The organism is Lactobacillus sp. M0396 (assembly GCF_016101625.1).
GTDB lineage: Bacteria > Bacillota > Bacilli > Lactobacillales > Lactobacillaceae > Lactobacillus > Lactobacillus huangpiensis.
Map to the genome: position 1 here is coordinate 132,364 of NZ_JACFQE010000005.1, position 21,291 is coordinate 153,654.

At 34.9% G+C, this 21,291-nt stretch carries 23 protein-coding genes; 18 read left to right on the top strand and 5 right to left on the bottom strand.

Annotated features, from left to right (window positions below; all coding sequences use genetic code 11):
• The first annotated feature begins 42 nt into the window (after positions 1-42).
• Both helD and H3T43_RS07265 read left to right on the top strand, forming a co-directional pair.
• The gene (helD, locus tag H3T43_RS07260) at positions 43-2,337 is read left to right on the top strand and encodes an RNA polymerase recycling motor HelD (RefSeq protein ID WP_198213590.1); all 2,295 of its coding nucleotides are present in this window, start codon (positions 43-45) and stop codon (positions 2,335-2,337) included.
• Between the two features lie 9 nt (positions 2,338-2,346).
• Positions 2,347-2,796 carry a GNAT family N-acetyltransferase gene (locus H3T43_RS07265; RefSeq protein WP_198213592.1) on the top strand — a complete coding sequence of 150 codons (450 nt, stop codon included), beginning with the start codon at positions 2,347-2,349 and terminating at the stop codon, positions 2,794-2,796.
• Positions 2,797-2,811: 15 nt separating this feature from the next.
• Here the strand turns inward: H3T43_RS07265 and H3T43_RS07270 are convergent, their stop codons facing one another.
• A complete protein-coding gene (locus H3T43_RS07270; protein WP_109585786.1) occupies positions 2,812-3,384 on the bottom strand; it encodes an SGNH/GDSL hydrolase family protein in 573 nt (190 codons plus the stop codon).
• A gap of 95 nt (positions 3,385-3,479) precedes the next feature.
• On the opposite strand from H3T43_RS07270, the gene coaA reads away from it, so the two are divergent.
• From coaA to efp, 4 genes are all read left to right on the top strand, one after another.
• Positions 3,480-4,394 (top strand): type I pantothenate kinase, encoded by a 915-nt coding sequence (gene coaA, locus H3T43_RS07275; protein ID WP_198213594.1) that lies wholly within the window; start codon positions 3,480-3,482, stop codon positions 4,392-4,394.
• A 74-nt stretch (positions 4,395-4,468) separates the two neighbouring features.
• On the top strand, positions 4,469-4,666 hold the full coding sequence (locus tag H3T43_RS09445) for a hypothetical protein (RefSeq protein WP_232350301.1): 198 nt from the start codon (positions 4,469-4,471) through the stop codon (positions 4,664-4,666).
• On the top strand, positions 4,627-5,457 hold the full coding sequence (locus H3T43_RS07280; RefSeq protein WP_232350302.1) for an ornithine cyclodeaminase family protein: 831 nt from the start codon (positions 4,627-4,629) through the stop codon (positions 5,455-5,457). Before H3T43_RS09445 ends, H3T43_RS07280 begins: the two co-directional genes overlap by 40 nt.
• Before the next feature lie 197 nt (positions 5,458-5,654).
• A complete protein-coding gene (gene efp / locus H3T43_RS07285; RefSeq protein WP_198213596.1) occupies positions 5,655-6,227 on the top strand; it encodes an elongation factor P in 573 nt (190 codons plus the stop codon).
• An 82-nt stretch (positions 6,228-6,309) separates the two neighbouring features.
• On the opposite strand, the gene H3T43_RS07290 is transcribed toward efp, so the two are convergent.
• Positions 6,310-6,600: an AraC family transcriptional regulator gene (locus H3T43_RS07290; RefSeq protein ID WP_198213598.1), complete on the bottom strand. Its 291-nt coding sequence runs from the start codon at positions 6,598-6,600 to the stop codon at positions 6,310-6,312.
• Between the two features lie 429 nt (positions 6,601-7,029).
• Here H3T43_RS07290 and H3T43_RS07295 point away from each other — a divergent pair, with 429 nt between their 5' ends.
• The 10 genes from H3T43_RS07295 to H3T43_RS07340 all read left to right on the top strand — a co-directional run bounded on the left by H3T43_RS07295 (position 7,030) and on the right by H3T43_RS07340 (position 17,699).
• Positions 7,030-7,872 carry a PRD domain-containing protein gene (locus H3T43_RS07295; protein WP_198213600.1) on the top strand — a complete coding sequence of 281 codons (843 nt, stop codon included), beginning with the start codon at positions 7,030-7,032 and terminating at the stop codon, positions 7,870-7,872.
• 12 nt (positions 7,873-7,884) lie between these two features.
• Positions 7,885-9,759, top strand: coding sequence for a glucose PTS transporter subunit IIA (locus tag H3T43_RS07300; protein ID WP_198213602.1), 1,875 nt, complete (start codon positions 7,885-7,887; stop codon positions 9,757-9,759).
• Between the two features lie 14 nt (positions 9,760-9,773).
• Positions 9,774-11,201: a 6-phospho-beta-glucosidase gene (locus tag H3T43_RS07305; protein WP_198213604.1), complete on the top strand. Its 1,428-nt coding sequence runs from the start codon at positions 9,774-9,776 to the stop codon at positions 11,199-11,201.
• Between the two features lie 208 nt (positions 11,202-11,409).
• Positions 11,410-13,551, top strand: coding sequence for a BglG family transcription antiterminator (locus H3T43_RS07310; RefSeq protein WP_370520797.1), 2,142 nt, complete (start codon positions 11,410-11,412; stop codon positions 13,549-13,551).
• Entirely contained in the window at positions 13,508-13,963 is a 456-nt protein-coding gene (locus H3T43_RS07315) for a PTS sugar transporter subunit IIA (RefSeq protein WP_198213608.1), read from the top strand. Before H3T43_RS07310 ends, H3T43_RS07315 begins: the two co-directional genes overlap by 44 nt.
• Complete coding sequence (locus tag H3T43_RS07320; RefSeq protein ID WP_034978948.1) at positions 13,960-14,238, top strand: PTS sugar transporter subunit IIB; 279 nt, start codon at positions 13,960-13,962, stop codon at positions 14,236-14,238. The genes H3T43_RS07315 and H3T43_RS07320 overlap by 4 nt, the downstream gene beginning before the upstream one ends.
• A gap of 14 nt (positions 14,239-14,252) precedes the next feature.
• Positions 14,253-15,518 (top strand): PTS ascorbate transporter subunit IIC, encoded by a 1,266-nt coding sequence (locus tag H3T43_RS07325; protein WP_034978946.1) that lies wholly within the window; start codon positions 14,253-14,255, stop codon positions 15,516-15,518.
• Between the two features lie 10 nt (positions 15,519-15,528).
• Positions 15,529-16,161 (top strand): ketohydroxyglutarate aldolase, encoded by a 633-nt coding sequence (locus H3T43_RS07330; RefSeq protein ID WP_198213610.1) that lies wholly within the window; start codon positions 15,529-15,531, stop codon positions 16,159-16,161.
• Between the two features lie 4 nt (positions 16,162-16,165).
• Complete coding sequence (locus H3T43_RS07335) at positions 16,166-16,783, top strand: SIS domain-containing protein (RefSeq protein ID WP_198213612.1); 618 nt, start codon at positions 16,166-16,168, stop codon at positions 16,781-16,783.
• Between the two features lie 25 nt (positions 16,784-16,808).
• On the top strand, positions 16,809-17,699 hold the full coding sequence (locus tag H3T43_RS07340) for a dihydrodipicolinate synthase family protein (RefSeq protein WP_198213614.1): 891 nt from the start codon (positions 16,809-16,811) through the stop codon (positions 17,697-17,699).
• A 287-nt stretch (positions 17,700-17,986) separates the two neighbouring features.
• Here H3T43_RS07340 and H3T43_RS07345 read toward each other — a convergent pair whose 3' ends face one another.
• A complete protein-coding gene (locus H3T43_RS07345; RefSeq protein WP_232350303.1) occupies positions 17,987-18,211 on the bottom strand; it encodes a hypothetical protein in 225 nt (74 codons plus the stop codon).
• A gap of 15 nt (positions 18,212-18,226) precedes the next feature.
• Complete coding sequence (locus H3T43_RS07350) at positions 18,227-18,646, bottom strand: hypothetical protein (RefSeq protein ID WP_198213616.1); 420 nt, start codon at positions 18,644-18,646, stop codon at positions 18,227-18,229.
• A gap of 188 nt (positions 18,647-18,834) precedes the next feature.
• On the opposite strand from H3T43_RS07350, the gene H3T43_RS07355 reads away from it, so the two are divergent.
• Positions 18,835-19,176, top strand: coding sequence for a hypothetical protein (locus H3T43_RS07355; protein ID WP_198213618.1), 342 nt, complete (start codon positions 18,835-18,837; stop codon positions 19,174-19,176).
• Positions 19,177-19,246: 70 nt separating this feature from the next.
• Here the strand turns inward: H3T43_RS07355 and H3T43_RS07360 are convergent, their stop codons facing one another.
• On the bottom strand, positions 19,247-20,008 hold the full coding sequence (locus H3T43_RS07360; RefSeq protein WP_198213620.1) for a DeoR/GlpR family DNA-binding transcription regulator: 762 nt from the start codon (positions 20,006-20,008) through the stop codon (positions 19,247-19,249).
• Between the two features lie 199 nt (positions 20,009-20,207).
• Here H3T43_RS07360 and ulaG point away from each other — a divergent pair, with 199 nt between their 5' ends.
• Entirely contained in the window at positions 20,208-21,281 is a 1,074-nt protein-coding gene (gene ulaG, locus H3T43_RS07365) for an L-ascorbate 6-phosphate lactonase (RefSeq protein ID WP_198213622.1), read from the top strand.
• Positions 21,282-21,291 lie beyond the last annotated feature (10 nt).

Sequence of the window (21,291 nt, forward strand, 5' to 3'; positions counted from 1 at the left end):
ATGGTAAAATAGAATGCAAGTTTTGGAAAATTAGGTGAGTTTATGACAAAAGCGATGGATGATAGAGAATTTGAGCAAAAGCATCTTGATAAGATTTTAAAAATGATACGGGCTAAAAAAGCCGAGTTGTCCTCGTCAATTAAGTCCGCTGAAGGAGAGGCCCAAGATCTTAATTCACACTTTTTTGATGATGTAAAATTAGATTATGACGGCTATTCAACATCTATGGAAACTGCTTTGTCTATTCACCAGCAACAGCAGTTGCTTGATGAACGTCAAAATGCTTGGCAGCATGCCGCAAAGCAACTAAGCACTGTTCAAAAATTAGAGCAAAAGCCATATTTTGCCAGAGTAGATTTTAAAGAAACCAATGAAAAACCGGAAACTATTTATATTGGTCTAGGTTCTTTTGCAGACAAAAATAATCATTTTTTGATTTATGATTGGCGGGCACCAATTTCATCAATTTATTATGATGGTAAGATTGGTAAGGTTTCTTATATGTCACCTGAAGGTGAAATAACCGTTGATATGACCAAAAAACGACAGTTTATGATTGAAAACGGCAAGATTATTAACATGTTTGACACCAATGAGTCTATTGGTGATCAGATGCTGCTGGAAGTTTTAGGTGAAAAATCCGGCACGCAAATGAAATCAATTGTGATAACGATTCAGCGTGAGCAGAACAAAATCATTAGGAACACCAGTGCAGACTTATTGTTTGTTCAAGGAGCGGCAGGCTCTGGTAAAACTTCTGCAATATTACAGAGGATTGCCTATCTGCTGTATCGCTATCGCGGCAACCTTACCAGTAGTGATGTCATCATGTTTAGTCCTAATCAATTGTTTAATGATTATATCAAAAATGTTTTGCCCGAGATGGGTGAACAAAACATGGTACAAATGACATACTGGCAATTTGTAGCAAGACGATTGCCTGGAATGACTGTCGAAAATTTATTTGACCAATTTGAAGACAGCAAAGCTGATTCTGCAATTAGTCAATTTAAAGATTCTACAAATTTCTTTAATTTGCTGCACCATTATGCTAAACACCTCAATAATCGAGGCGTAATTTTTAAAAATATTTACTTCCGCAATAAAAAGAAACCATTTTTTACAAAAGAAAAAATCAGTGAACTCTATTATTCATTTAATTCCAATTATAATTTGAGCAATAGAATTGATGCTACGAGAGAAGGATTAATAAAATCACTCAATCGCAAGATTAACAGCGAAACTAAAAAGGCCTGGGTGTCAGACGCCATCCAAAATCTTAGTCAAGAGCAACTAAATGCTTTATATGATCGTCCAGACCAAGAATTTGAATCAGAGGAAAAAGAAGAAAAATTCCTCAGTCGTAAAATTGTCGTGAAGGCACTTGATAAAGTTTTCCAGCAAATTAGACGGAATAATTTTATTAATATGCGTGCACAATATTTGAACTTTTTACGTGCTGTTCCTAAAATGACTGATCTAAGCAAATGGCAAATTGAAGAAGTAGATTGGCAAAAACACATCGAAGAAGTTAAGCAAAGTTTTATGAAGCATTATATTCATATGAATGATGTTTCAGCATACTTGTATCTTTATGATCTGATCACAGGCCGTCATGTAGATTATGAAATGCGTTATGCTTTTATTGACGAGATTCAGGATTATACGCCGTTTCAGCTTTGCTATCTGAAATATAATTTTCCTCGCGCTAAATTCACGATGTTGGGCGATTTAAACCAGGCTATTTTTACTAAAGATGAAAGTAGGAGTCTGCTTAAGCAGATCAGTGGTTTATTTGATCCTGAAAAAACTGATGTCGTCCAGTTAACTAAATCGTATCGTTCAACAAAACAGTTGACTGAATTTACTAAGCAAATCCTGCGGCAAGGTGAAAAAATTGAATCGTTTGACCGTCAGGGTCCCAAACCAGCTCTTTGGCAACGTTCTGATGATGTTGCTACAATCAAGGTACTGGAACAAATACTAGATGAAAATAATCAGGCTAACATGACAACTGCAATTATTACCAAGGACTTGGCCAGTGCCAAAATAGTGGCAGAAAAGCTCAAAGAAGACAAAGTGAAAGCAACATTGATTGCCACTGCCAATCAGCGCTTAGTTGACGGCACTTTAGTGATTCCATCTTATTTAGCTAAAGGCCTGGAGTTTGATGCCGTCATTATGTGGGCTGCCTCAAAAGAAAATTATCATCGCATTGATGAAACGCAACTTGTATACACAATAACTTCTCGGGCGATGTACAAGCTTGATATTATTTATACTAACGAAAAGAGTCCACTTCTGGATGTAGACCCGAAAACTTATATAGAAAAGTAGGAAGATTTTATGACTGACAGTGAAAAATTTACTTTCAAACGGGTTGCGCAAATGACAGGACGCGAAATGTTTTGTGTAGCTCGTTTACGAATAGATACGTTTGTAACCGAGCAGGAAATAACAGTACCAGAGCTTGATGACCAAGATTTAGACTCAATTCAGGTTTATTTGCTCAATGCAGAAAAAACAAATGCATTGGCCGTTTGTCGTATTTTTCAAGAAAATGGCAAGTGGATGTTAGGCAGAGTAGCAGTAGCTGCAGCAGCCCGCGGGCAAAAGCTTGGAACCAAAATGATGAAACAGGTTCATGAATATCTGCGTGATCAGGGTGCCGACCGGCTTTATTGTCATGCACAATGGCAGGCAAAGCCCTTCTATGATTTTTTAGGCTATCACACTGAAGGCGAGCCATTTGTAGAGGCTGACATTAAGCATGTTATGATGTATAAAGATTTATAAAAATGATAACTTGCACTATATTTGTGCAAGTTTTTCTTTAATTGCCGTCACTACCAGATTTATTAAAATTTGATTTCCGATAGTAGTGAGATGTTGTCCATCTTCTTGATAATACGAAGATAAATTTTTCAACGGACAAAAGTTGGCGATTAAGTTAATAAAGGGGATATTATACTTGCGAGCACAATCTGCAGCAATTTGATTGTATACTTTCATATCTTCAAGATTATAGTATTGCATGATGTACTTGTTATTAGGATCTTCATAAGATGGACCTGCAATAATCATTTTAGCGCTACCGATATTTTCAACCATGTAATTCAGGTTCTTAGCATAATCAATGCTGCTAATGCCCCAATCACTTGACATGTCGTTTGTACCGTATTCGAGTACCACTATGTCGGCATCTTGCGGAATTAAATTTAGACGCTTCTTGCCTTCAGCAGTAGTGGCGCCACTTAAAGATAAGTTTATAATTTGCACATTTGCGCCTAATTCTTTTTGCACGCCCGCAGTTATGACATTAGTATCACGGCCAGCATGGTAGCCATTAAATAAAGAATCGCCAAATAGAATTATCTTTTTCATAGTTTTGCCTTTCTTTTTGATTAGAAGAATTAATTAGGAGACTTTATACTTTTATTTTACTATATTAAAGAACATAGAAATTTAAGGATATTAGAATGAAAAATTATTTACAATTTAACAGAGAAAAATGGCAGTCTTTCTCTGCCACTGAATCGGTTAAGATTACTAAAGAAGAACTGGCAAAGATAAAATCTTTAGGAGATATTATTAATTTAACTGATGTTCAAGAAGTTTACAGCAGTTTAATTAAGTATCTTTATTTAGTTTATCAGGGGAAACGGTCATTGCAGCAAAAGCAAAGCGAGTTTTTGCACCAGGAAGTTGCTAGCGCACCTTTTATTATTGGTATTTCCGGTTCAGTAGCAGTGGGTAAATCTACCACAGCCAGACTTTTACAAGTATTGCTTAGCCGGACATATCCAGGCTTGAAAGTACACTTGATGACCACGGACGGTTTTATTTATTCTAACCAAGAGTTGGAAAGACGCAAACTGACTGACCGTAAGGGTTTTCCTGAAAGCTATAATATGAAATTGCTTACCGACTTTCTGCAAGATGTATTGAGTGGCAAAAAAGATATTGTTTACCCACTTTATTCTCAGGAATTGAGTGATATTGTGCCTGGGGAATATGGTCATGTTTGTGAACCCGATATTTTAATTATTGAGGGCATTAATACGCTGCAGCTGCCTACCAATGGCCAAATTGTGACGAGTGATTTTTTTGATTTTTCAATTTATATTGATGCTCCTGAGGATCTGATTGAAAAGTGGTTTATGCAGCGTTTCGTCAGGGTAATGGAACTAAATAAAAATAATCCGCATAATTTTTATTATGAGATGGCTAATGGTCCCAGGGATGAAGCCTTAAAGTTTGCAGAGGAAACTTGGCAAATGGTGAACTTGGTCAACTTACGTGAGTATATTGCTCCAACAAAGCAACGCGCCAATTTAATTTTGCATAAAACTGCAGGTCATGTTATTGATCAGATTTATCTTAAACAAATCTAATGTGTACCTTTACAAAGAGTAACTTATAATAGGCTTTGAAAGTGTGAAGTTAAGAGTAAATACAGGAGGAACAAATGTTACTGTTAAACAGAAGTGATATTGAAAAATGTTATTCCTTAAAAGACTGCATTGATGCAGTGGCCGATGCTTTTAAATATTTTTCTGCCGGTAAAGTAGACGTGCCGTTAAGAACTCAGATTCTTAAAAAAATGGTAAAGATACCTTCTTGTGTATGCCGGCTTTTTGTGAAGACTATGATGCTGCTTGTGTGAAAGTGTTGAACATGTTTCCTGAAAATATTAATCAAGGTTTGCCTTCAATTAATGCTCAGGTGTTAAATATTGATACCAAAACAGGAGTAGTTAATGCTATTTTGGATGGTAATTATGTTACCCAATTGCGTACTGGCTCTGCTTCTGGTGTAGCGTTGAAATATTTAGCAAAAAAGAAATGCAGAAAAGGTGCGTTAATTGGTACGGGAGGACAAGCTACTACACAGCTTGAAGCAATGCTGATCGTACGTGACCTGGATGAAGTAGCTGTCAGCGATCTTGATTTTGAACGTGCCCAAAAGTTTGCTGTCAAAATGCAAGAGCAACTAGCGCAATATCATACAAAAATTACTGCGGTTAAGACAGGTAATGAAGCCGTGAAGGATGCTGATGTAATTATTACTGTTACGCCGTCAACTAAACCGGTTTATGATGCCCAATTTATTAAAAAAGGGGCAACTATCTGCGGCGTTGGTGCTTACCAGCCACAAATGGAAGAAACCCCGGCTGAACTAGTCTCTAAAGCAAATAAAATTTACTTTGATTCTAAAGATGCTGTTTTAGCAGAATCTGGAGACATACTTATCCCTTTAAACAAGGGTATGGTTACAAATACTAGTTTTACTGGTGAGATCGGTCAAGTGATCAGTGGCAATTTAATTGGGCGTGAAAACGATGACGAAATAATTTTCTTTGAAACTGTTGGTATTGCAGCTCAAGACCTGATGGCAACGAAGTCTATTTATGATAAAGCCGCAAGGCAAAAAGTAGGTACACAAGTTAATATGTAATTTCACTACAAGTAAATATTTGGTTTATATTAAAATCATAAATCACTGATTTAGTGGTGTTGATAAAGTCCAAATTTTGTTATACTAATCATTATGAATGAGATTTATTTACTATTAATTAAAAAATTTGCTTTACCTCCAGCGTGGTTTTCTTAAAATCAGTAATTAATTCAGAAAAAGATTTAAAGGAGTAAAAAATGGTACAAGCAATTAACTTAAAAAAGGGTATGGTCTTTAGTCAAGATGGCAAACTAATTCGTGTTTTAAAGGCCAATCATCATAAGCCGGGAAAAGGCAACACTGTTATGCAAATGGATTTGCGTAATGTTGAAAGTGGTGCTGTGGTTCATAAAACTATGCGTCCAACCGAGAAAGTAGATTTAGTCGAAATCACCAAGAAAAATGCGCAGTATCTTTATAATGAAGGTGATATTTATACTTTTATGGATACTGAAACTTATGAACAATATGAGGTTTCAGCAGAACAACTCGGTGATGATAAACTCTACCTGATGCCCAATATTGAGGTTCAATTGGAGTTTGCTAATGACAGCAAGCTGCTTGGTGTGGAATTACCATCAACTGTCACAATGAAAGTAGCTCATACTGAACCGGGCATTAAAGGTGCAACTGTTACCGGTTCCGGCAAACCAGCTACTATGGAAACAGGTTTGGTAGTTCAAGTCCCAGACTTCATTAAAGAAGGTGAGGACTTGGTTATCAATACTGCAGAGGGTGCCTACAAGTCAAGAGCCGAAGGTGGCAAGTAACTTTAAAAATAAAATATAAGCTAACAAAGCACTTCACAAAATTAATAGTGGAGTGCTTATTTTTTGATGTTTAAGTTAAGAATTAGTAATACTTTTTTCTGAACTGCCCAGGTGACATTCCTGTTGCTTCTCTTATTTTCTTATATAAATGGGATGCATCTGTGAATCCACAAGATATAGCTATTTTTTCCAGAGGAATAGTTGTATCTTTCACAAGTAAGCTTTCAGCCTGCTTTATGCGTATTTTTAATAAATAACTATGAATACTCAAACCGGTATATTTTTTAAAGTCACGTGCTAATTGTGAGGGACTCATTGAACACTTTAAAGCAATGTCATTGACAGTGATTTTCTTATAGTAATTCTGATCCATATATTTAACAGCAATTTTAATATAATTGGGAGCAGAATGAAATTCACTGGAATGATTAGTAAGTTCATGCTCTTGAGTAGCAAATAGGTCACAAACCAGGCTGTACGTTAAATTAGATAAGAACGGATCATATGTACCATCTGTATTTGTGGAAATTAACCGAAAATTGGACGGTCATAAAAATAAAGTCGTAATTTCCAGAGTCATTGCTCGAATACTTTGAGGGTAACTCAATGTTTCAAATAAAACAAGCCTTAGCTCAATAAAGATTTGATTGATTTTTATTTGAAAGAGTTTACAAGAAATGATATACTTATATCCATTAAGGACGTTACTTTTTACAAGGCGTTACTTACAGTTTTTTGATGAGCTGTGGGTAACGCTTTTTTTATAACGTTTTTTGGAAAAGAGGTGGAAAAATTGTGGATTTTGAAGAATAACTTGAACAACAACGCTATTCTAGTTGAAGATCAGTCAAAAAATGAACGAATAATTTTAGGTAAAGCAATTGGCTATGGGAAAAAGATTGGCAGTGTTATCGACCTTGAAAAAGCTCAAATAGAAAAAAATTACGTTATATTTGACCATGATTCCGTTAAGGCATTTCAAGAATTAATAAAGAGGATTGACGATGCCAGTATTGAATATGCACGTCAAATTATTCAAAAAGGTGAGCAAGAGCTAAATCTCAAGTTCAATGACATGTTACTCTTGACTCTTTCTGATCATATTAGTTTTATGCTAAAAAGGGTCAAGCAAAATTTGAGCTTTAAAGCTCCATTAGAATGGGATGTTAAAGTTATTTATCCTGAAATTTTTAAATTTTCTGAAAATGCTGTTGAATTTTTACGCGAACAGACAAAACTTGAGGTTCCACATTCAGAGGCAACTTATATAGCTTTGCATTTGATTAATGCTAATTTCTCAATTAATGACATGGATACAACTATTTCCAGTACCAAAATTATTGATCAGGTTTTGGCGATCGTTTCTGATTATTACCAGAAAGATTTGAAAGAAGATTCATATAGTTATAAGCGCTTTATCAATCACTTAAGATATTTTATTTTGCGTGAACTAAATCATGAAACGTCCGATTCAAAAAATTCAATTTTAAAGGTTATAGAGGCTAAATATGCCAGTGATTTTCAGTGTGCAGAAAAAATTAAAGCTTTTTTGCATAACAAATATCACTGGCAGATTGGGGAGGATGAAATGCTTTATCTAACCTTACATCTTAACCAATTAACACTTGTTGATAATAAAAAATAATATGGAGTAAAAATGAAAAAAATAGATAAAGAAGCAAAAACGATCTTGAAATATGTTGGTGGATCGGAGAATGTTAATAGTTTGGTTCATTGTGCTACAAGACTTCGTTTTGTATTGAAGGATAACAGTAAAATTAAGAAAGATGAGTTAAATAAATTACCGAGTGTTTTAAGCGTCGTTTTGAGTGGTGGGCAATGTCAGGTTGTAATTGGTCCCAATGTAACTGAGTTTTATGATGTTATCAAAAAGATGATGGGTGGAAAAAATAATTCTGAAGCAGAAGATAAGCAGGATGAAAAGTTTTCACTAACAAAAGTTATTTCCGGTGCATTTTTGCCTTTAATATCCATTATGGCAGGGGCAGGAATGGTCAAAGCTTTATTAACAGTGTTAACGACAGTTCACTGGCTATCACCTACTAGTACACTATATTTAGTTTGTTCAGCTGCAGGTAATTCTATTTTTTATTTTTTACCGGTATTTTTAGGTATTACACTATCTAAGCAATTTAAGGCTGACCCATTCGTAGGAGGTGCGTTAGGTGCAGCGTTACTCGAGCCTAATTTTACAGGACTAATAGGAAAACATGGACTGCATTTATTTGGATTAGACTTAGATCCTATTGATTATTCAATGACAGTTTTTCCAATCTTTGTAATTATTGCTGTCTATGCTTTACTTAATAAATTGCTGAAAAAATACATCCCACAACAATTACAATTATTTTTAAACCCAATGATTTGTTTGCTTTTATTGGTTCCGGCAACTGTTTTAGTTTTTGGGCCATTTGGGACCAATGTAGGTAACTGGATTTCAGCAGCAATTATGTGGTTATTTGGTAAAAGTAGGTTAATAGCCGGATTAGTATTAGGCGCTTCTTATCCATTTTTAACTGTTTTAGGACTACATTGGGGTTTTACGCCAATTACTCTGCAAAATTTAAAAGCCGTTGGTGGAGATGTAGTAGAAGGAGTTAATGTTTGTGCTGTCTGGGGACAAATAGGAATAGCTCTGGGTACTTTTCTTTATAGTGTTTATAAGCAAAAAAACACGAAACTGCGTGGCGTCTCAGGTTCGACGGCTATTACAGGAATTTTTGCTGGTGTCACTGAACCAATTTTATATGGTTTAATTATGCAGTCAAAGCGTTTAATGATAATTACTGCCATCGCTGGTGGCGTTGGTGGAGCGGTCAGTGCATTATTTCATGTTATGATGACCTCCTATGTCTTTCATAATATCTTTTCTATATTTATGTTGTCATATAAACCAATTGGTTTTATGGTTTTAGGTTCAGGTATTTCACTTGTATTGGGTGTTCTTTTGACCTTCTTTTGGGGATTTAAAGACCAAGATACGGATTCAGATGAAATGGCAGCTGACCTCACTCAAGCAGTAAATAAAGATCAAACAGTAGAAAAAAATGATCATCAGGCTTTAGTAATCACTTCTCCATTTTCGGGTAAAGTGCTTAATCTTGCTAATGTTCATGATGAAGTTTTTGCAAATGAGAGTATAGGCAAGGGAATAGCTGTTATTCCTAATTCTAATAAAGTAACAGCACCTTTTAATGGTCAAGTAATTACTGTTATGCCTACTAAGCATGCCATTGGATTACGCAGTGATACAGGCGTTGAGCTTCTTATACATATTGGACTTGATACTGTTAATTTAAATGGTAAATATTTTAACGCTTTAGTAAAAAATGGCGATAGGGTCGAACAGGGACAGGAAATTTTAGAAGCAGATATGGAAAAGATAAAAAAAGCTGGTTATACGCTCGAATCACCAATTATTATTACAAATCCTGAAAAATACCAAATTTATGTTAGCGTTAAGGAAGATGATATTATTCATACTCAGGATCAAATTATGTTTGTACAGTAGGAGATAAACTGCAAATGGAAAATAATTTTTTATGGGGTGGAGCTCTATCTGCTAACCAGGTCGAGGGCGCATATCTAGAAGACGGAAAAGGATTGGATATTTCAGATTTACTAACTGCAGGAACTGCAACAACTAAGCGGAAAATTACAACGTCTGTTAATGAGAACGAGTATTATCCCAATCATAAGGCCATAGATTTCTATCATAGCTATAAAAGCGATATTAAATTAATGGCAAAAATGGGCTTTAAGTGCCTGCGTGTCAGCATTAATTGGTCAAGAATCTTTCCACATGGCGATGAAAATGAGCCTAATGAACAAGGATTAAAATTTTACCATAACTTATTTGAGACGATGAAGCAATATAACATTAAGCCCATCATAACATTGTCACACTTTGAAATGCCTTATTATCTGGTAGAAAAATTTGGCGGGTGGCGTAATCGCAAGTGCATCGCATATTTTGTGAAATTTGCTAAAGTTTGTTTAGACAATTTTATGCAATACACAAATTATTGGCTGACGTTTAATGAAATAAATAATCAATATTTAGTAGAAAATCCTCTTTTCCCATACACTAATTCCGGCTTAATTTTTAATGCAAATGATAATAAGCGTGAAATCATGTTCCAAGCCGTTCATAATGAGTTTGTTGCGGGAAGTCAGATTGTGAAATATGCTCATTCTTTAAATGCCAACCTTAAGGTAGGCTGCATGGTGGCTGCTTCACCCTATTATCCCAACACTCCCAACCCAGAAGATATTCTGAAAGCGCAAAAGTTAAACCAATATCAAATGTTTTTCTCTGATGTACAGGTACGGGGCAGATATCCTAATTTTATTTTAAAAGAATGGCAGGAAAAGGGTTATCACATTGAAATCACTGATAAGGATTTAGACGATTTAAAACATGGATGTGTCGATTACATAGGTTTCAGTTATTATTTATCAAGTACTGTGAGTGCAGACCCGAATAGAAAGAGAATTGGTTCTGGCAATGCTGCCAGTGAAGATACAGTTGTCAATCCGTATTTACAGAAAAACAAGTGGGGCTGGACTGTTGATCCGATTGGGCTGCGAATATGGCTAAATCAAGTTTATGACCGATATCAATTACCATTGTTTTTAGTTGAAAATGGTTTAGGTGCCGAAGATAAACTAACGTCAGATTATAAAATACATGATCCATACCGTATAAATTATTTAAAAGATCATATTATTGAAATGAAAAAAGCAATTGAAATTGATGGAGTCCCTGTAATTGGGTACTTGGTTTGGGGATGTATTGATTGTATTTCATTTACAACAGGCCAAATGTTCAAACGATATGGATTAATCTATGTTGATTTAGACGATAGAGGCAAGGGTACGCTGAAACGTTATAAAAAGGATTCATTTGATTGGTTTAAAACTGTTATTAAAACAAATGGCAAGAAGCTTTAAAATTTTTGCTAAATCGTAAGAATTAAATGAAATATTATTTTTAAAAACATAATTCTGATTTGTAATCTGAATTATGTTTTTTTTATACAAATTGGACTAGTTAGACAACATCTAAATATGTATATGAAAGTGTATCATTTTTCACTTTTAAATGTGCAACAAGTTTCATTGCACTCACTTTATTATTTATTTGAGAGTTAGAAAGCAGGTGAAATATATCTTGTTGTATCACGAATACTTGTTACTAAAGATGTTAACAAATTCGAACTCTTTATTAAGTATTAGCCAGATAACTAATAAACTTCAAATAACTAAAAGAACTGCCTATTCAGCTATTAACGGGTTAAACGAATGGCTTGAGCTGCATGATTTAAATAAGATAATGACAGTTAGAAATCATGGCTATTTTGTTCAACCATACGAAATCGCTGAGATTGAGAAGGATCTTAAACATGATTTGCAGCAGGGAAAAGTCAAGTTGCCTCAATCGGTTAGAGTAATAGCAATTGAGTTTGCTCTTCTTTGCAGAAATAATAGGGTTACTATTGAATATTTAAACTCTCTAAACGGAGTAACGAGAAGAACCACTCAGAGTGACTTAGCGAAAGTTAAAAAAGACACTGAAAGCAGAAATTTGAAGTTAGAGTTAGAAAAAAATGGCTATTTAATCACAGGTTTAGAGGAGGAAATTCGCAAATTTGCTTTACAAAAACTAGCTAATATTCAAGGAACAATGATTTTTGATAAGATTGCTCCATTTTTGAGTTTAGAAACTAAGGAAAAAGTAGAAATTGAGCAAGTACTTTTAACGGTTGAACAAAATATTGGTTGCTTATTAACGGATGAGTCAGTTTTTCAAGTTAAAGAGTACATCTGTTTTTCAGTTAAGAGATACAGAAATGGGCATTTTTTAAAAAATAGCAGGAATAAAAAAATTAAAGGTAGCGGTAAGTTCGAACCTTTAATTCGTAATTTGCTGACCTATCTGGGAATTTCTGCAGAGCATTTAAATGCTGAAAGTCAGCTTCTCTGTAAAATAATTGATTCAAGGCAAATCAGCAAAATTAGCAAAAATTTTGAATCACAAGAAATGTCAAATATTGCGGCACAAATCATCAAGCGCTTTTCAGTAATTTCTGGAATTGATTTGGTAAACAATAAGAGCTTGCAAAATGCACTGACAACACATTTGGTAGCTGCTCAAAGAAGAGTTTTATACAATGTTCAATTTTTAAATTCAAGCTTGTTAAATGTCAGAAAAAAGTATCCAGAAATTTATCTTTTAACTAAAGAAGCCATTCAGCCCTTTGAGCAATATCTAAAAAAATCTTTGACCGCTGATGAAATAGAATTGATTGCAGTTTACTTTGGCGGAGAAATTGAACTGCTAAAAAATGCAAAAAGTCAAAGTACTAAAGAAAAAATTACTTTGGTATGCGGCAGTGGAATTGGGACGTCCCGCCTTTTAAAAATTCAACTGGAAAAAATGTTTCCTGATCAGTTAAAGATAAAGGTTATTACAAAGCAAGATTATGAAAAACAAGCCAGAGTTAATGCAGATTTGGTTATAGCCACTTTACCAGTGACAAATAAAGGTGCTCCAATTGTAAATATCAATCACATTCTAACTGACTATGATTTACAAACAATCAGACAGCACCTGGCTTCTAAAGCTCAAACTTCGTCTTCTGCTCATAATTCTCCCGCTGTTAAAACAACGCAAATTTTAGACATAGTCAGTGAATATGCCCATGTGAAGGACTTTACTGGCTTAACAGCGGCCCTGCAAAGTTATTTTTCTCAAAAAAATGTTCCTTTTAAAAAAGAGCAAAACCATTTACCGTCCTTAAGTGAAATCCTGCCAGAAAGAAGAATTGCTTTTGAAAATGGCACTTATTCTTGGCAGGAGTCAGTAAAAGTCACTGGAAAGCTACTTGAAAAGGATCATATTGCGGATGAAAAGTACACTCATAAAATGTGTATGCAAATAGAGAAGTACGGACCCTACATGAAAATTATGGATAATGTTATGTTGCTACATGCAAAACCAGATAACCCCACAAGATTTTCTGTACCCGGTATGAGCCTGGTTTGTTTTACTCCACCTGTTAAATTTAGCAATGATATCAAAGCAAAATATGTTTTTAGCCTTTATGCACCAAATTCTAATTCTCAATTAAAGGCGCTAACACAATTAACTGAAATTTTTTCTAATAGATTTCTATTAGAAAAATTTGAACGTGCTGAAAACGCACCTACTTTTATTAAACTCTTTGAATCCGTAGAGAAAGGAGATGAAAAATTAAGTGACACCACTAATAGATCCGAAATTGATTCAATTGAATGTTAGCGCAAAAGATTGGCGTGATGCCATTTTAAAAGCAGGTCATCCCCTTGTTAAAAATAGTTTAGTGACAGATAACTATTTGAAAAGCGTCATTAAAATAGCGGAAGAAATGGGACCTTATATCGTATTTATGCCTCATGTTGCTTTATCGCACGCCAAGATAGAAGATGGGGCATTAAAAGATGGAATAGGATTGACTGTTTTAAAGAAGCCAGTTCCTTTTCATAACAAAGATAATGATCCAGTTAAATATATTTTTACTTTAAGTTCTACAAAAGCAAACGGACATCTGGATCAAATGGCACAGCTGGTTAACTTGCTCTCAAAAAATGACTTTTTTGAAACAGTTAGTCATGCAAATAATGTGCAGGAAATAATTAATTATGTAAATGAATGTGAAGGAGAAGAAAAATGAAGAAAGCAATAATAACATGTCGAGCTGGTATGGGTACCAGCACAATGTTAACAGTACAAGTTAGAAATGTGGCTAAAAAGAATAATTGGGACCTTGATGTTAGTCATACCAGTATAGACGGAATAGGTAGCTTTAATGGCGATTTTATCATTGCTTTAAGCGATGTAGCTGATGATTTAAGAGCCAAAGAGAAAAAAATTCCTATAGTAGGTATTAAAAATATGATGGATCAGAATGAAATTGAGGCCAAATTAGCTCCTCTTATGAATGAATAAAACAGGTGAAAGAAATGTTAAATTTTATTATTAGTTTTCTAAGTCAACCTGCTGTGCTACTAGGTTTTGTGGCATTTATAGGATTGGTTGCCCAAAAAGACAAGGATTGGACAGATGTCACTAAGGGTACAGCAAAAACTGTTATCGGATTTTTAATATTTGGTATTGGTTCAAGCACTTTAACTGGCGTTTTGCAAAACTTCAATGTTTTATTTCAATCAGCCTTTCATATTCACGGCTTGATCGCTTCTCCTGAAGCGGCCACAGCTGCTGCACAAACAAAGTATGGCTTTGTTGTCGCTCTGATTTTAATTTTGGGCTTTGTAATGAACATCGTTTTTGCCAGAATTACGCCATTTAAAAATATCTTCTTTACAGGTCAACATAGTCTCTATTTTGCCTGTGTTTTAGGCCTGGTTCTTAAATTCAGCGGACTAAGCAATTTATGGGCCATTATTATTGGAGGGATTATTTTAGGCCTTTGTGCCAGTGCTTTACCTGAACTTTGTCAGCCATTTATGCGCAGAATTACTGGTAACGACAATCAGGCGATTGGTCACTATAACATGTTTGGTTATGCATTGTCTGGTGCAATCGGCCTGTTGTTCAAAAAGCACAAAGATGAAACTACAGAAAACTTTAACTTGCCAAAATCACTTTCGATATTCAAAGACTTTTTGATGGGTCTTGCAATTATCATGTTGATTTTATTCTACGTTTCAGCGCTGGCTGCAGGTCCGGTAGTTACAGGTAAACTTTCTGGCCCAGTCAATTGGTTAGTTTATCCGTTTATTCAGGCTATGACATTTACTGCTGGAATGGGTGTTTTGATGTATGGTGTTGGAATGTTCCTAGAAGAGATTACTAATGCCTTTGTTGCAATTTCAACCAAGTTTATCCCAGGTTCACGTCCAGCTTTAGACGTACCAACAGTTTTTCCTTTTGCACCGACTGCAGTTTTGGTAGGTTTTGTCAGTTCTTACGCAGCTGGACTTGTAGCCATCGGGATAATGATTTTATTCCATAGTCCAATTGTGATTATTCCAGCAGCCCATATTTGCTTTTTCTCAGGCGGAACTGCTGCAATTTTTGGCAACTCAACAGGGGGCTGGCGTGGAGCCATTGTAGGTTCTTTCGTTGTGGGACTTTTGTTAGCATTCTTACCACTAATCCTAGTACCAGTCTTTCAACAAATGGGTATCAATAGTTCAACATTCCCGAATATTGACTACAACATTGTCGGCTCATTACTTCATGGCGTTTTGCAACTGTTTCATTAGGAGTAATTAAATGTTACAAAAAAATTTTTATGTAAGACAAATTAGTGATTTAAACATAATGACAGTGGTGCGAGATACGCCTGCAGAAACTTTGCGTATTGCAAAAGCCTGCTTTAAAGGCGGCGTTAAAGCGATTGAAATAAGTTTTACCGTTCCTACAGCCTTAGAGACTATGAAGCTGGTTAAAAAAGAAATACCTGAAATGGTAATATGTGCTGGCACTGTTTTAGATACTGCTACTGCCAGACTAGCCATAATGGGTGGTGCTGAACTGATACTTTCTCCTGCTTTTGATTTGGAAGTAGCACAAATTTGTAATTTGTATCAAGTGCCTTATGCACCAGGTTGCAATAGCGTATCTGAAATAACTACTGCTTTAAAAAATGGTGCTTCTTTTATTAAAGTATTTCCAGGATCCAGTATGGGTGGAGTAAAAGAAATTAAAACAATAAGCACGCCTATATCTTATATGCCAATTTTGATTTCTGGCGGTGCTTCTGTAAAAAATTACCGTGACTTTCTCTCTGCTGGTGCTGATTGTGTCTGTTTTGGGGCAGCACTAACTGGTGATTCTGAAAAAATAACTGATAATGCTGTTCAGTTAACTAAAACTTTAGCTGATTTTCGGTCAGAGAAGAGGTAGTAATATGGATATTATTTCAAATATACAAGATGTCATTGAAAAAGAAATTTCGGCAATTGAACAGGTAGAAAAAGATCTACCTCTTAATGATCAAGATTACGAAAAAGTAGTTAATAAAATTATTTCTTTAAAAAAAAATGGCAGATTAATTTTCACTGGAGTAGGTAAGTCAGGCCACATAGGTAAAAAACTTGCTGCTACATTTGCAAGTACTGGTACACCTTCATTTTTTGTGCATGCTACAGAAGCTATGCATGGTGACCTAGGGATGATCACTGCTTCTGATTTGGTTATTGATATATCAAATTCCGGAGAAACTAAAGAAGCTGTCGTGGTAGTTGCACCAATTCAACGATTAGGTGCAAAAGTAGTCGCATTAACTGGCAATCAGGACTCAACTTTGGCCAAAGACTGTGATTACTTATTATTAGTCCATGTAGATGGTGAAGCAGACGAACACAACTTGGCTCCCACTAATAGTTCAACTTCCGCGTTAGTAGTCGGAGATGCAATTGCATTGACAGTCTCCAAAGCTAAGGGATTTTCTGAAAAAGACTTTGGCAAATTTCATCCGGGAGGAGCATTAGGCAAGAGGCTCGTTAAAGAAGGAGTTATTAAATAAAAACATTTATGAAGGAGATGGCAAAATGTTCAATGGTATTATTACTCCGATTGTGACGCCTTTTAATCGTGACAAAGCACAGTCGATTAATTACCAGGCAGCTCATGTGTTAATTGACAAATTAATTAGTGCTGGTGTAAGTGGTATTTTTGCTCTTGGGAGTAATGGTGAATTTCACGTATTAACTCACGCTGAAAAAATTGCTTTTGTGAAAGCCGTGGTTCAGTACGTTGATCATCGCGTGCCGGTTTTTGCAGGAGCTGGGGCTTGCTCAACGAGTGAAACTATTGCTTTATCCCATGAGATGGAGGCTGCAGGAGCTGATGCCTTGTCAATAATAAATCCATATTTTATTAGACCACAAGATGATGAGCTATTTGACTTTTATCGTGATGTGGCAGCAAGTGTTGATTTGCCAGTAATTATGTACAATATTCCTAAAAATACCGGTTATAATATTCCGGTTAATGTTGTACGTAAACTTGCTGAAATTGATAACATTGTCGGGATTAAAGACAGTAGTGGTGATGTGGATTTAATTCGTAAATATCAAGAAGTTGCCACTGACAATAAGTTTCAAGTACTAATTGGTTCAGACTCAAAGATTTCTGTCGCTTATAAAATGGGTGTAAAAGCTGCTATTGCTGGAACAAGCAATCTAATTCCAAATGTTTTAGTTAACCTTGATCGTGCTCTAAAAGATGGCAATGATCAAGAAGCAGAAAAGTTACAAAAAAGCATAGATGTTTTACGTTCAGCCCTAAAGTTAGGGACGGTCCCTGCAGTTTTAAAGCGATCTGTAGAATTAGCCAATATTGCAAATGTAGGCCCAGCACGTAAACCTGTGAGAGAAACCACGACTCAGGTTGACCAGGAAATTATTAAGATGCTCAAGTATTATGATCTGCATTCATAGTTAAAGCTAACTGATTAATTTGAAGCCACTACTTCATGACTATTCACTGCAATAGAAGAGACAGCATCTCCTGGTGAAAAGCAATGATGAACAAGATGTAATAGTGGATTTAGAAACTTTAATATTATAAAAAAGACTGATAAATTTTGTTTGTGAAACGTTGATTTATCAGTCTTTTTTTGTATAACAATTTTAGCTAATGTGTAGACACTATTTTTCTAGTCTTTTTTATTCACTTCAGAGACACTGCTGTTAACTTTTTTGGGATTAACTGTCTCTCCAAATGTTTATTTATTTTTTCTAGAACTGTCATGAATAAATAATTTACGAGTATCAAAGGTAGTCTTATGGTAAATTGTATTATATATCTTTCTTTTTGGATGAGCCCAGCCCATACCACGTTTACCATAGTTGGGGATAATAGCTCTTTTTATGGCCCTTGTTGCTCTTCCCTTTGTTCTGGCAGAGATTGACCTTCTTAAACTAGGCTTTCTAAAACCAATTTTAATCATTACCTATTCTTCTCCTTAATCTTCCCATTTACATAAGGTGTAGCCTTGGTTAATAGCCCTTTTTAATGATATTTTGGTTATGTTTCCATGTGCTCTTCGAAGACCACGGCAACTCGGATTAAAATGATATCTTCTTCCCGAATTAGGAGCTATATAGACTTTACGTACATTACGTTTGGTGGCTCTTTTACGCTTTTTTTGCTTTCTTTTTGCAGCTAACTTTCTTTTGCGAGTAGCTTTTCTTCTTTTAACAGTTACTTTTTCAGTAACTACTTTTTTTGCATTACTTTTTACTACTTTTGTTGATTTTGCAATAGCCGTTTGTTGTGCATCTTGTATACCTGTGTTGCCAGAAACAAAATTAGTGAAAAAAGTTATAAAAACCACTACAAAACAAAACCACCATTTTTTATAAAAAGGTTTTTTATACTGCATATTTTACCTCCCAAATAAAATTTTTAGTTTCTTAATATAATCATACCGCATATAGAAATAAAAAGTGCAAGTTTTTATATAAATGTATATAATATAAATCATATATATTAAAGTAAAAACGTATTTGATAACAAAATTTTGATTTTTCATTTAAGTAATATTTGTCTATTAACCAAGGGGAGAAGATTATGAGTATAGGACCTTTATCAGAGTGGGTTACTGCGGCCGCTGAAATTGCTGCTGTATGTGTTGCTTTATTTTTACCTGTTTACGATAAAAAACAGGAAAAACGTAAAAAGACACGCAATATGAAGGCAATTTTTAGATTTTTAATTAGAAAAGCACTGGACGAAAAAGATACGTCAAATTTAGAATCTTACTTTAAAATAAGTTATCTGGTGATTGACAGTAATGACGATAAACAGGTTTATTCATTAGTGCAACATGCAATTGAAATTTTGAATAATAAAGATATTCCGCAGGATAAAAAAGAAACAGATATTGAGCAGCTTCTTGAATATCTTAAATAAGCAAACTTTATTTCTGAACGAATTAAAACAGGGATGAAAAGTAATAAACTTTTCACCCCTGCTTTTTTGCTTATAACTGTATTTGAATAACTTGCACACCAGCTTTTATAAACCCTTCAACCGTATCTCTTGGCGTAAAAGAATCCGTAATCAATAAGTCTATATCACTGGCCTGACCGATTACAAAATTAGAAAATTGGTTAAATTTGCTGTAATCAGCAACCACTATTAATTTACGGGATTGTTTAATAATAGCTTTGTTAACCTTCGCTTCTTCCATAAAGGGAGTTGAAATACCCCGTTCAAGACTTAAACCAGCACAACCAATAATTGCCCAGTCGGCAAAGATTTTTAAAAAGGGTTCAACTGCTAAGTCACCACTCATAATCATTTTTCGGGTAACGTTACCTCCACTTAAAATAATTTGACTGTTGCTGGCACGTATATCTAAATTCCCAGCATAGCCATTGTTGGTTAAAATATTGACATCTTTTTTTAATAAGTAAGGAATTGCTTCAAAAGCAGTAGTGCTTGAATTGATAAAGACCCAGTTATGTTTCTCAATATGAGTAGCGGCTTCTTCACCCAGCCTTTGCTTAATGTAGCTGACGGAATCAGTAAAAGGAACTTCCTCAGGCTTGACCAAAGAAATTACGCCTTTTTCTTGTAATATTTTACCTTGATTAGCCAGATTACTGCAGTCTCTGCGAACAGTCATAATTGAAACATTCAGCTTTTGACTCAATTCATCCAAGCTGATGTTTTTTTGATGATTAAGCAAATTAATAATTTTTTGACGTCTATTCTTGATTTCCTGATATGAATTTTTCATTTTTAAGTCCACCGTTTAACATAATCCATTTTTCTTATCCAAAAAATTAACATAAAATATGATATTTATCAATAAAATAACTTATTATTTGTAAAAATATCATAAAAATAAAATATTATCATTAAATATGGTTGAAAGCGATATCACACTACAATATAATTTAACATGAAAACAAGATAAAAGTTTGTAGGAGGAAAAGATGACAAAACCAACAAATATTAATGATGTTACACCAGCAGTTTTTGCAGAAAATAATTTCCCAGAATGGGGAACCTTTTTGAATGAACAAATTGCTACGAAAAAAGTACCAGAAAAATCGTTTGCAATCTGGTGGTTGGGCTGTATGGGTACCTGGCTCAAAACACATGAGGGTACAAATATTGCAATTGACATGTGGAACGGTACTGGTAAACATACTCATGGCGATGGAAAGATGCGTCAAGGACATCAAATGATGAGAATGACTGGTGGAGAAGATTTACAACCTAATTTACGTAATAAACCTTACGTAATTGATCCATTTGCCATTAAAGATTTAGATGCTCTGTGTGTTACTCATACTCACCACGACCATTTGGATATTTATACAGCAGCTTGTGTTAATAAGTTTTGCCCTAATGCAAAATTTATCGGGCCTCAAGGCGTAGCTGATGAATGGGAAGAATGGGGCGTTCCCGCAGAAAAAATCACTGTAGTTAAACCGGGAGATGAAGTAAAGGTTGGTTCAGTAACAATCAAGGCTTTAGAAGCTTTTGATCGGACTGAACTTGTTACAGAAGATGATCCGAACGTTAAATTGGCTGGTACAAAGCCGATAGAAATGGCCAAAGTAGCAGTTAACTATCTTGTTGAAAGTTCAGGCGGAAACTTATACCATTCAGGCGATTCACACTATTCTAACACTTTTGTGAAACATGGTAACGAAAATAAAGTTGACGTAGCCCTTTGTGCATATGGCGAAAATCCACGTGGAATTACGGATAAACTTGATGATTCACAAGTTTTACGCATGGCAGAAGCTTTAAAGACAAAAGTTATTATCCCAATGCATTATGACATTTGGACTAACTTCTACAGCGATCCTAAAGATATCTTGGCTCTGTGGAACAGAAAAAAGAACCGCTTACAATATCAGTTTAAACCTTACATTTGGCAAGTCGGTGGAGAATTTAACTTCCCTCAAGATAAAGATAAATTTGAATATATGTACGATCGTGGCTTTCATGATGCATTTAAGAATGATCCTGACTTACCATTCCCGGAATTACTATGATTCTCTTTTT

Excerpts from the sequence above, each read along its gene's own strand:
- helD (WP_198213590.1), top strand. The coding sequence starts at position 43 with ATGACAAAAGCGATGGATGATAGAGAATTTGAGCAAAAGCATCTTGAT.
- H3T43_RS07265 (WP_198213592.1), top strand. The coding sequence starts at position 2,347 with ATGACTGACAGTGAAAAATTTACTTTCAAACGGGTTGCGCAAATGACA.
- H3T43_RS07270 (WP_109585786.1), bottom strand. The coding sequence starts at position 3,384 with ATGAAAAAGATAATTCTATTTGGCGATTCTTTATTTAATGGCTACCAT.
- coaA (WP_198213594.1), top strand. The coding sequence starts at position 3,480 with ATGAAAAATTATTTACAATTTAACAGAGAAAAATGGCAGTCTTTCTCT.
- H3T43_RS09445 (WP_232350301.1), top strand. The coding sequence starts at position 4,469 with ATGTTACTGTTAAACAGAAGTGATATTGAAAAATGTTATTCCTTAAAA.
- H3T43_RS07280 (WP_232350302.1), top strand. The coding sequence starts at position 4,627 with ATGCCGGCTTTTTGTGAAGACTATGATGCTGCTTGTGTGAAAGTGTTG.
- efp (WP_198213596.1), top strand. The coding sequence starts at position 5,655 with ATGGTACAAGCAATTAACTTAAAAAAGGGTATGGTCTTTAGTCAAGAT.
- H3T43_RS07290 (WP_198213598.1), bottom strand. The coding sequence starts at position 6,600 with ATGGATCAGAATTACTATAAGAAAATCACTGTCAATGACATTGCTTTA.
- H3T43_RS07300 (WP_198213602.1), top strand. The coding sequence starts at position 7,885 with ATGAAAAAAATAGATAAAGAAGCAAAAACGATCTTGAAATATGTTGGT.
- H3T43_RS07305 (WP_198213604.1), top strand. The coding sequence starts at position 9,774 with ATGGAAAATAATTTTTTATGGGGTGGAGCTCTATCTGCTAACCAGGTC.
- H3T43_RS07320 (WP_034978948.1), top strand. The coding sequence starts at position 13,960 with ATGAAGAAAGCAATAATAACATGTCGAGCTGGTATGGGTACCAGCACA.
- H3T43_RS07325 (WP_034978946.1), top strand. The coding sequence starts at position 14,253 with ATGTTAAATTTTATTATTAGTTTTCTAAGTCAACCTGCTGTGCTACTA.
- H3T43_RS07330 (WP_198213610.1), top strand. The coding sequence starts at position 15,529 with ATGTTACAAAAAAATTTTTATGTAAGACAAATTAGTGATTTAAACATA.
- H3T43_RS07335 (WP_198213612.1), top strand. The coding sequence starts at position 16,166 with ATGGATATTATTTCAAATATACAAGATGTCATTGAAAAAGAAATTTCG.
- H3T43_RS07340 (WP_198213614.1), top strand. The coding sequence starts at position 16,809 with ATGTTCAATGGTATTATTACTCCGATTGTGACGCCTTTTAATCGTGAC.
- H3T43_RS07345 (WP_232350303.1), bottom strand. The coding sequence starts at position 18,211 with ATGATTAAAATTGGTTTTAGAAAGCCTAGTTTAAGAAGGTCAATCTCT.
- H3T43_RS07350 (WP_198213616.1), bottom strand. The coding sequence starts at position 18,646 with ATGCAGTATAAAAAACCTTTTTATAAAAAATGGTGGTTTTGTTTTGTA.
- H3T43_RS07355 (WP_198213618.1), top strand. The coding sequence starts at position 18,835 with ATGAGTATAGGACCTTTATCAGAGTGGGTTACTGCGGCCGCTGAAATT.
- H3T43_RS07360 (WP_198213620.1), bottom strand. The coding sequence starts at position 20,008 with ATGAAAAATTCATATCAGGAAATCAAGAATAGACGTCAAAAAATTATT.
- ulaG (WP_198213622.1), top strand. The coding sequence starts at position 20,208 with ATGACAAAACCAACAAATATTAATGATGTTACACCAGCAGTTTTTGCA.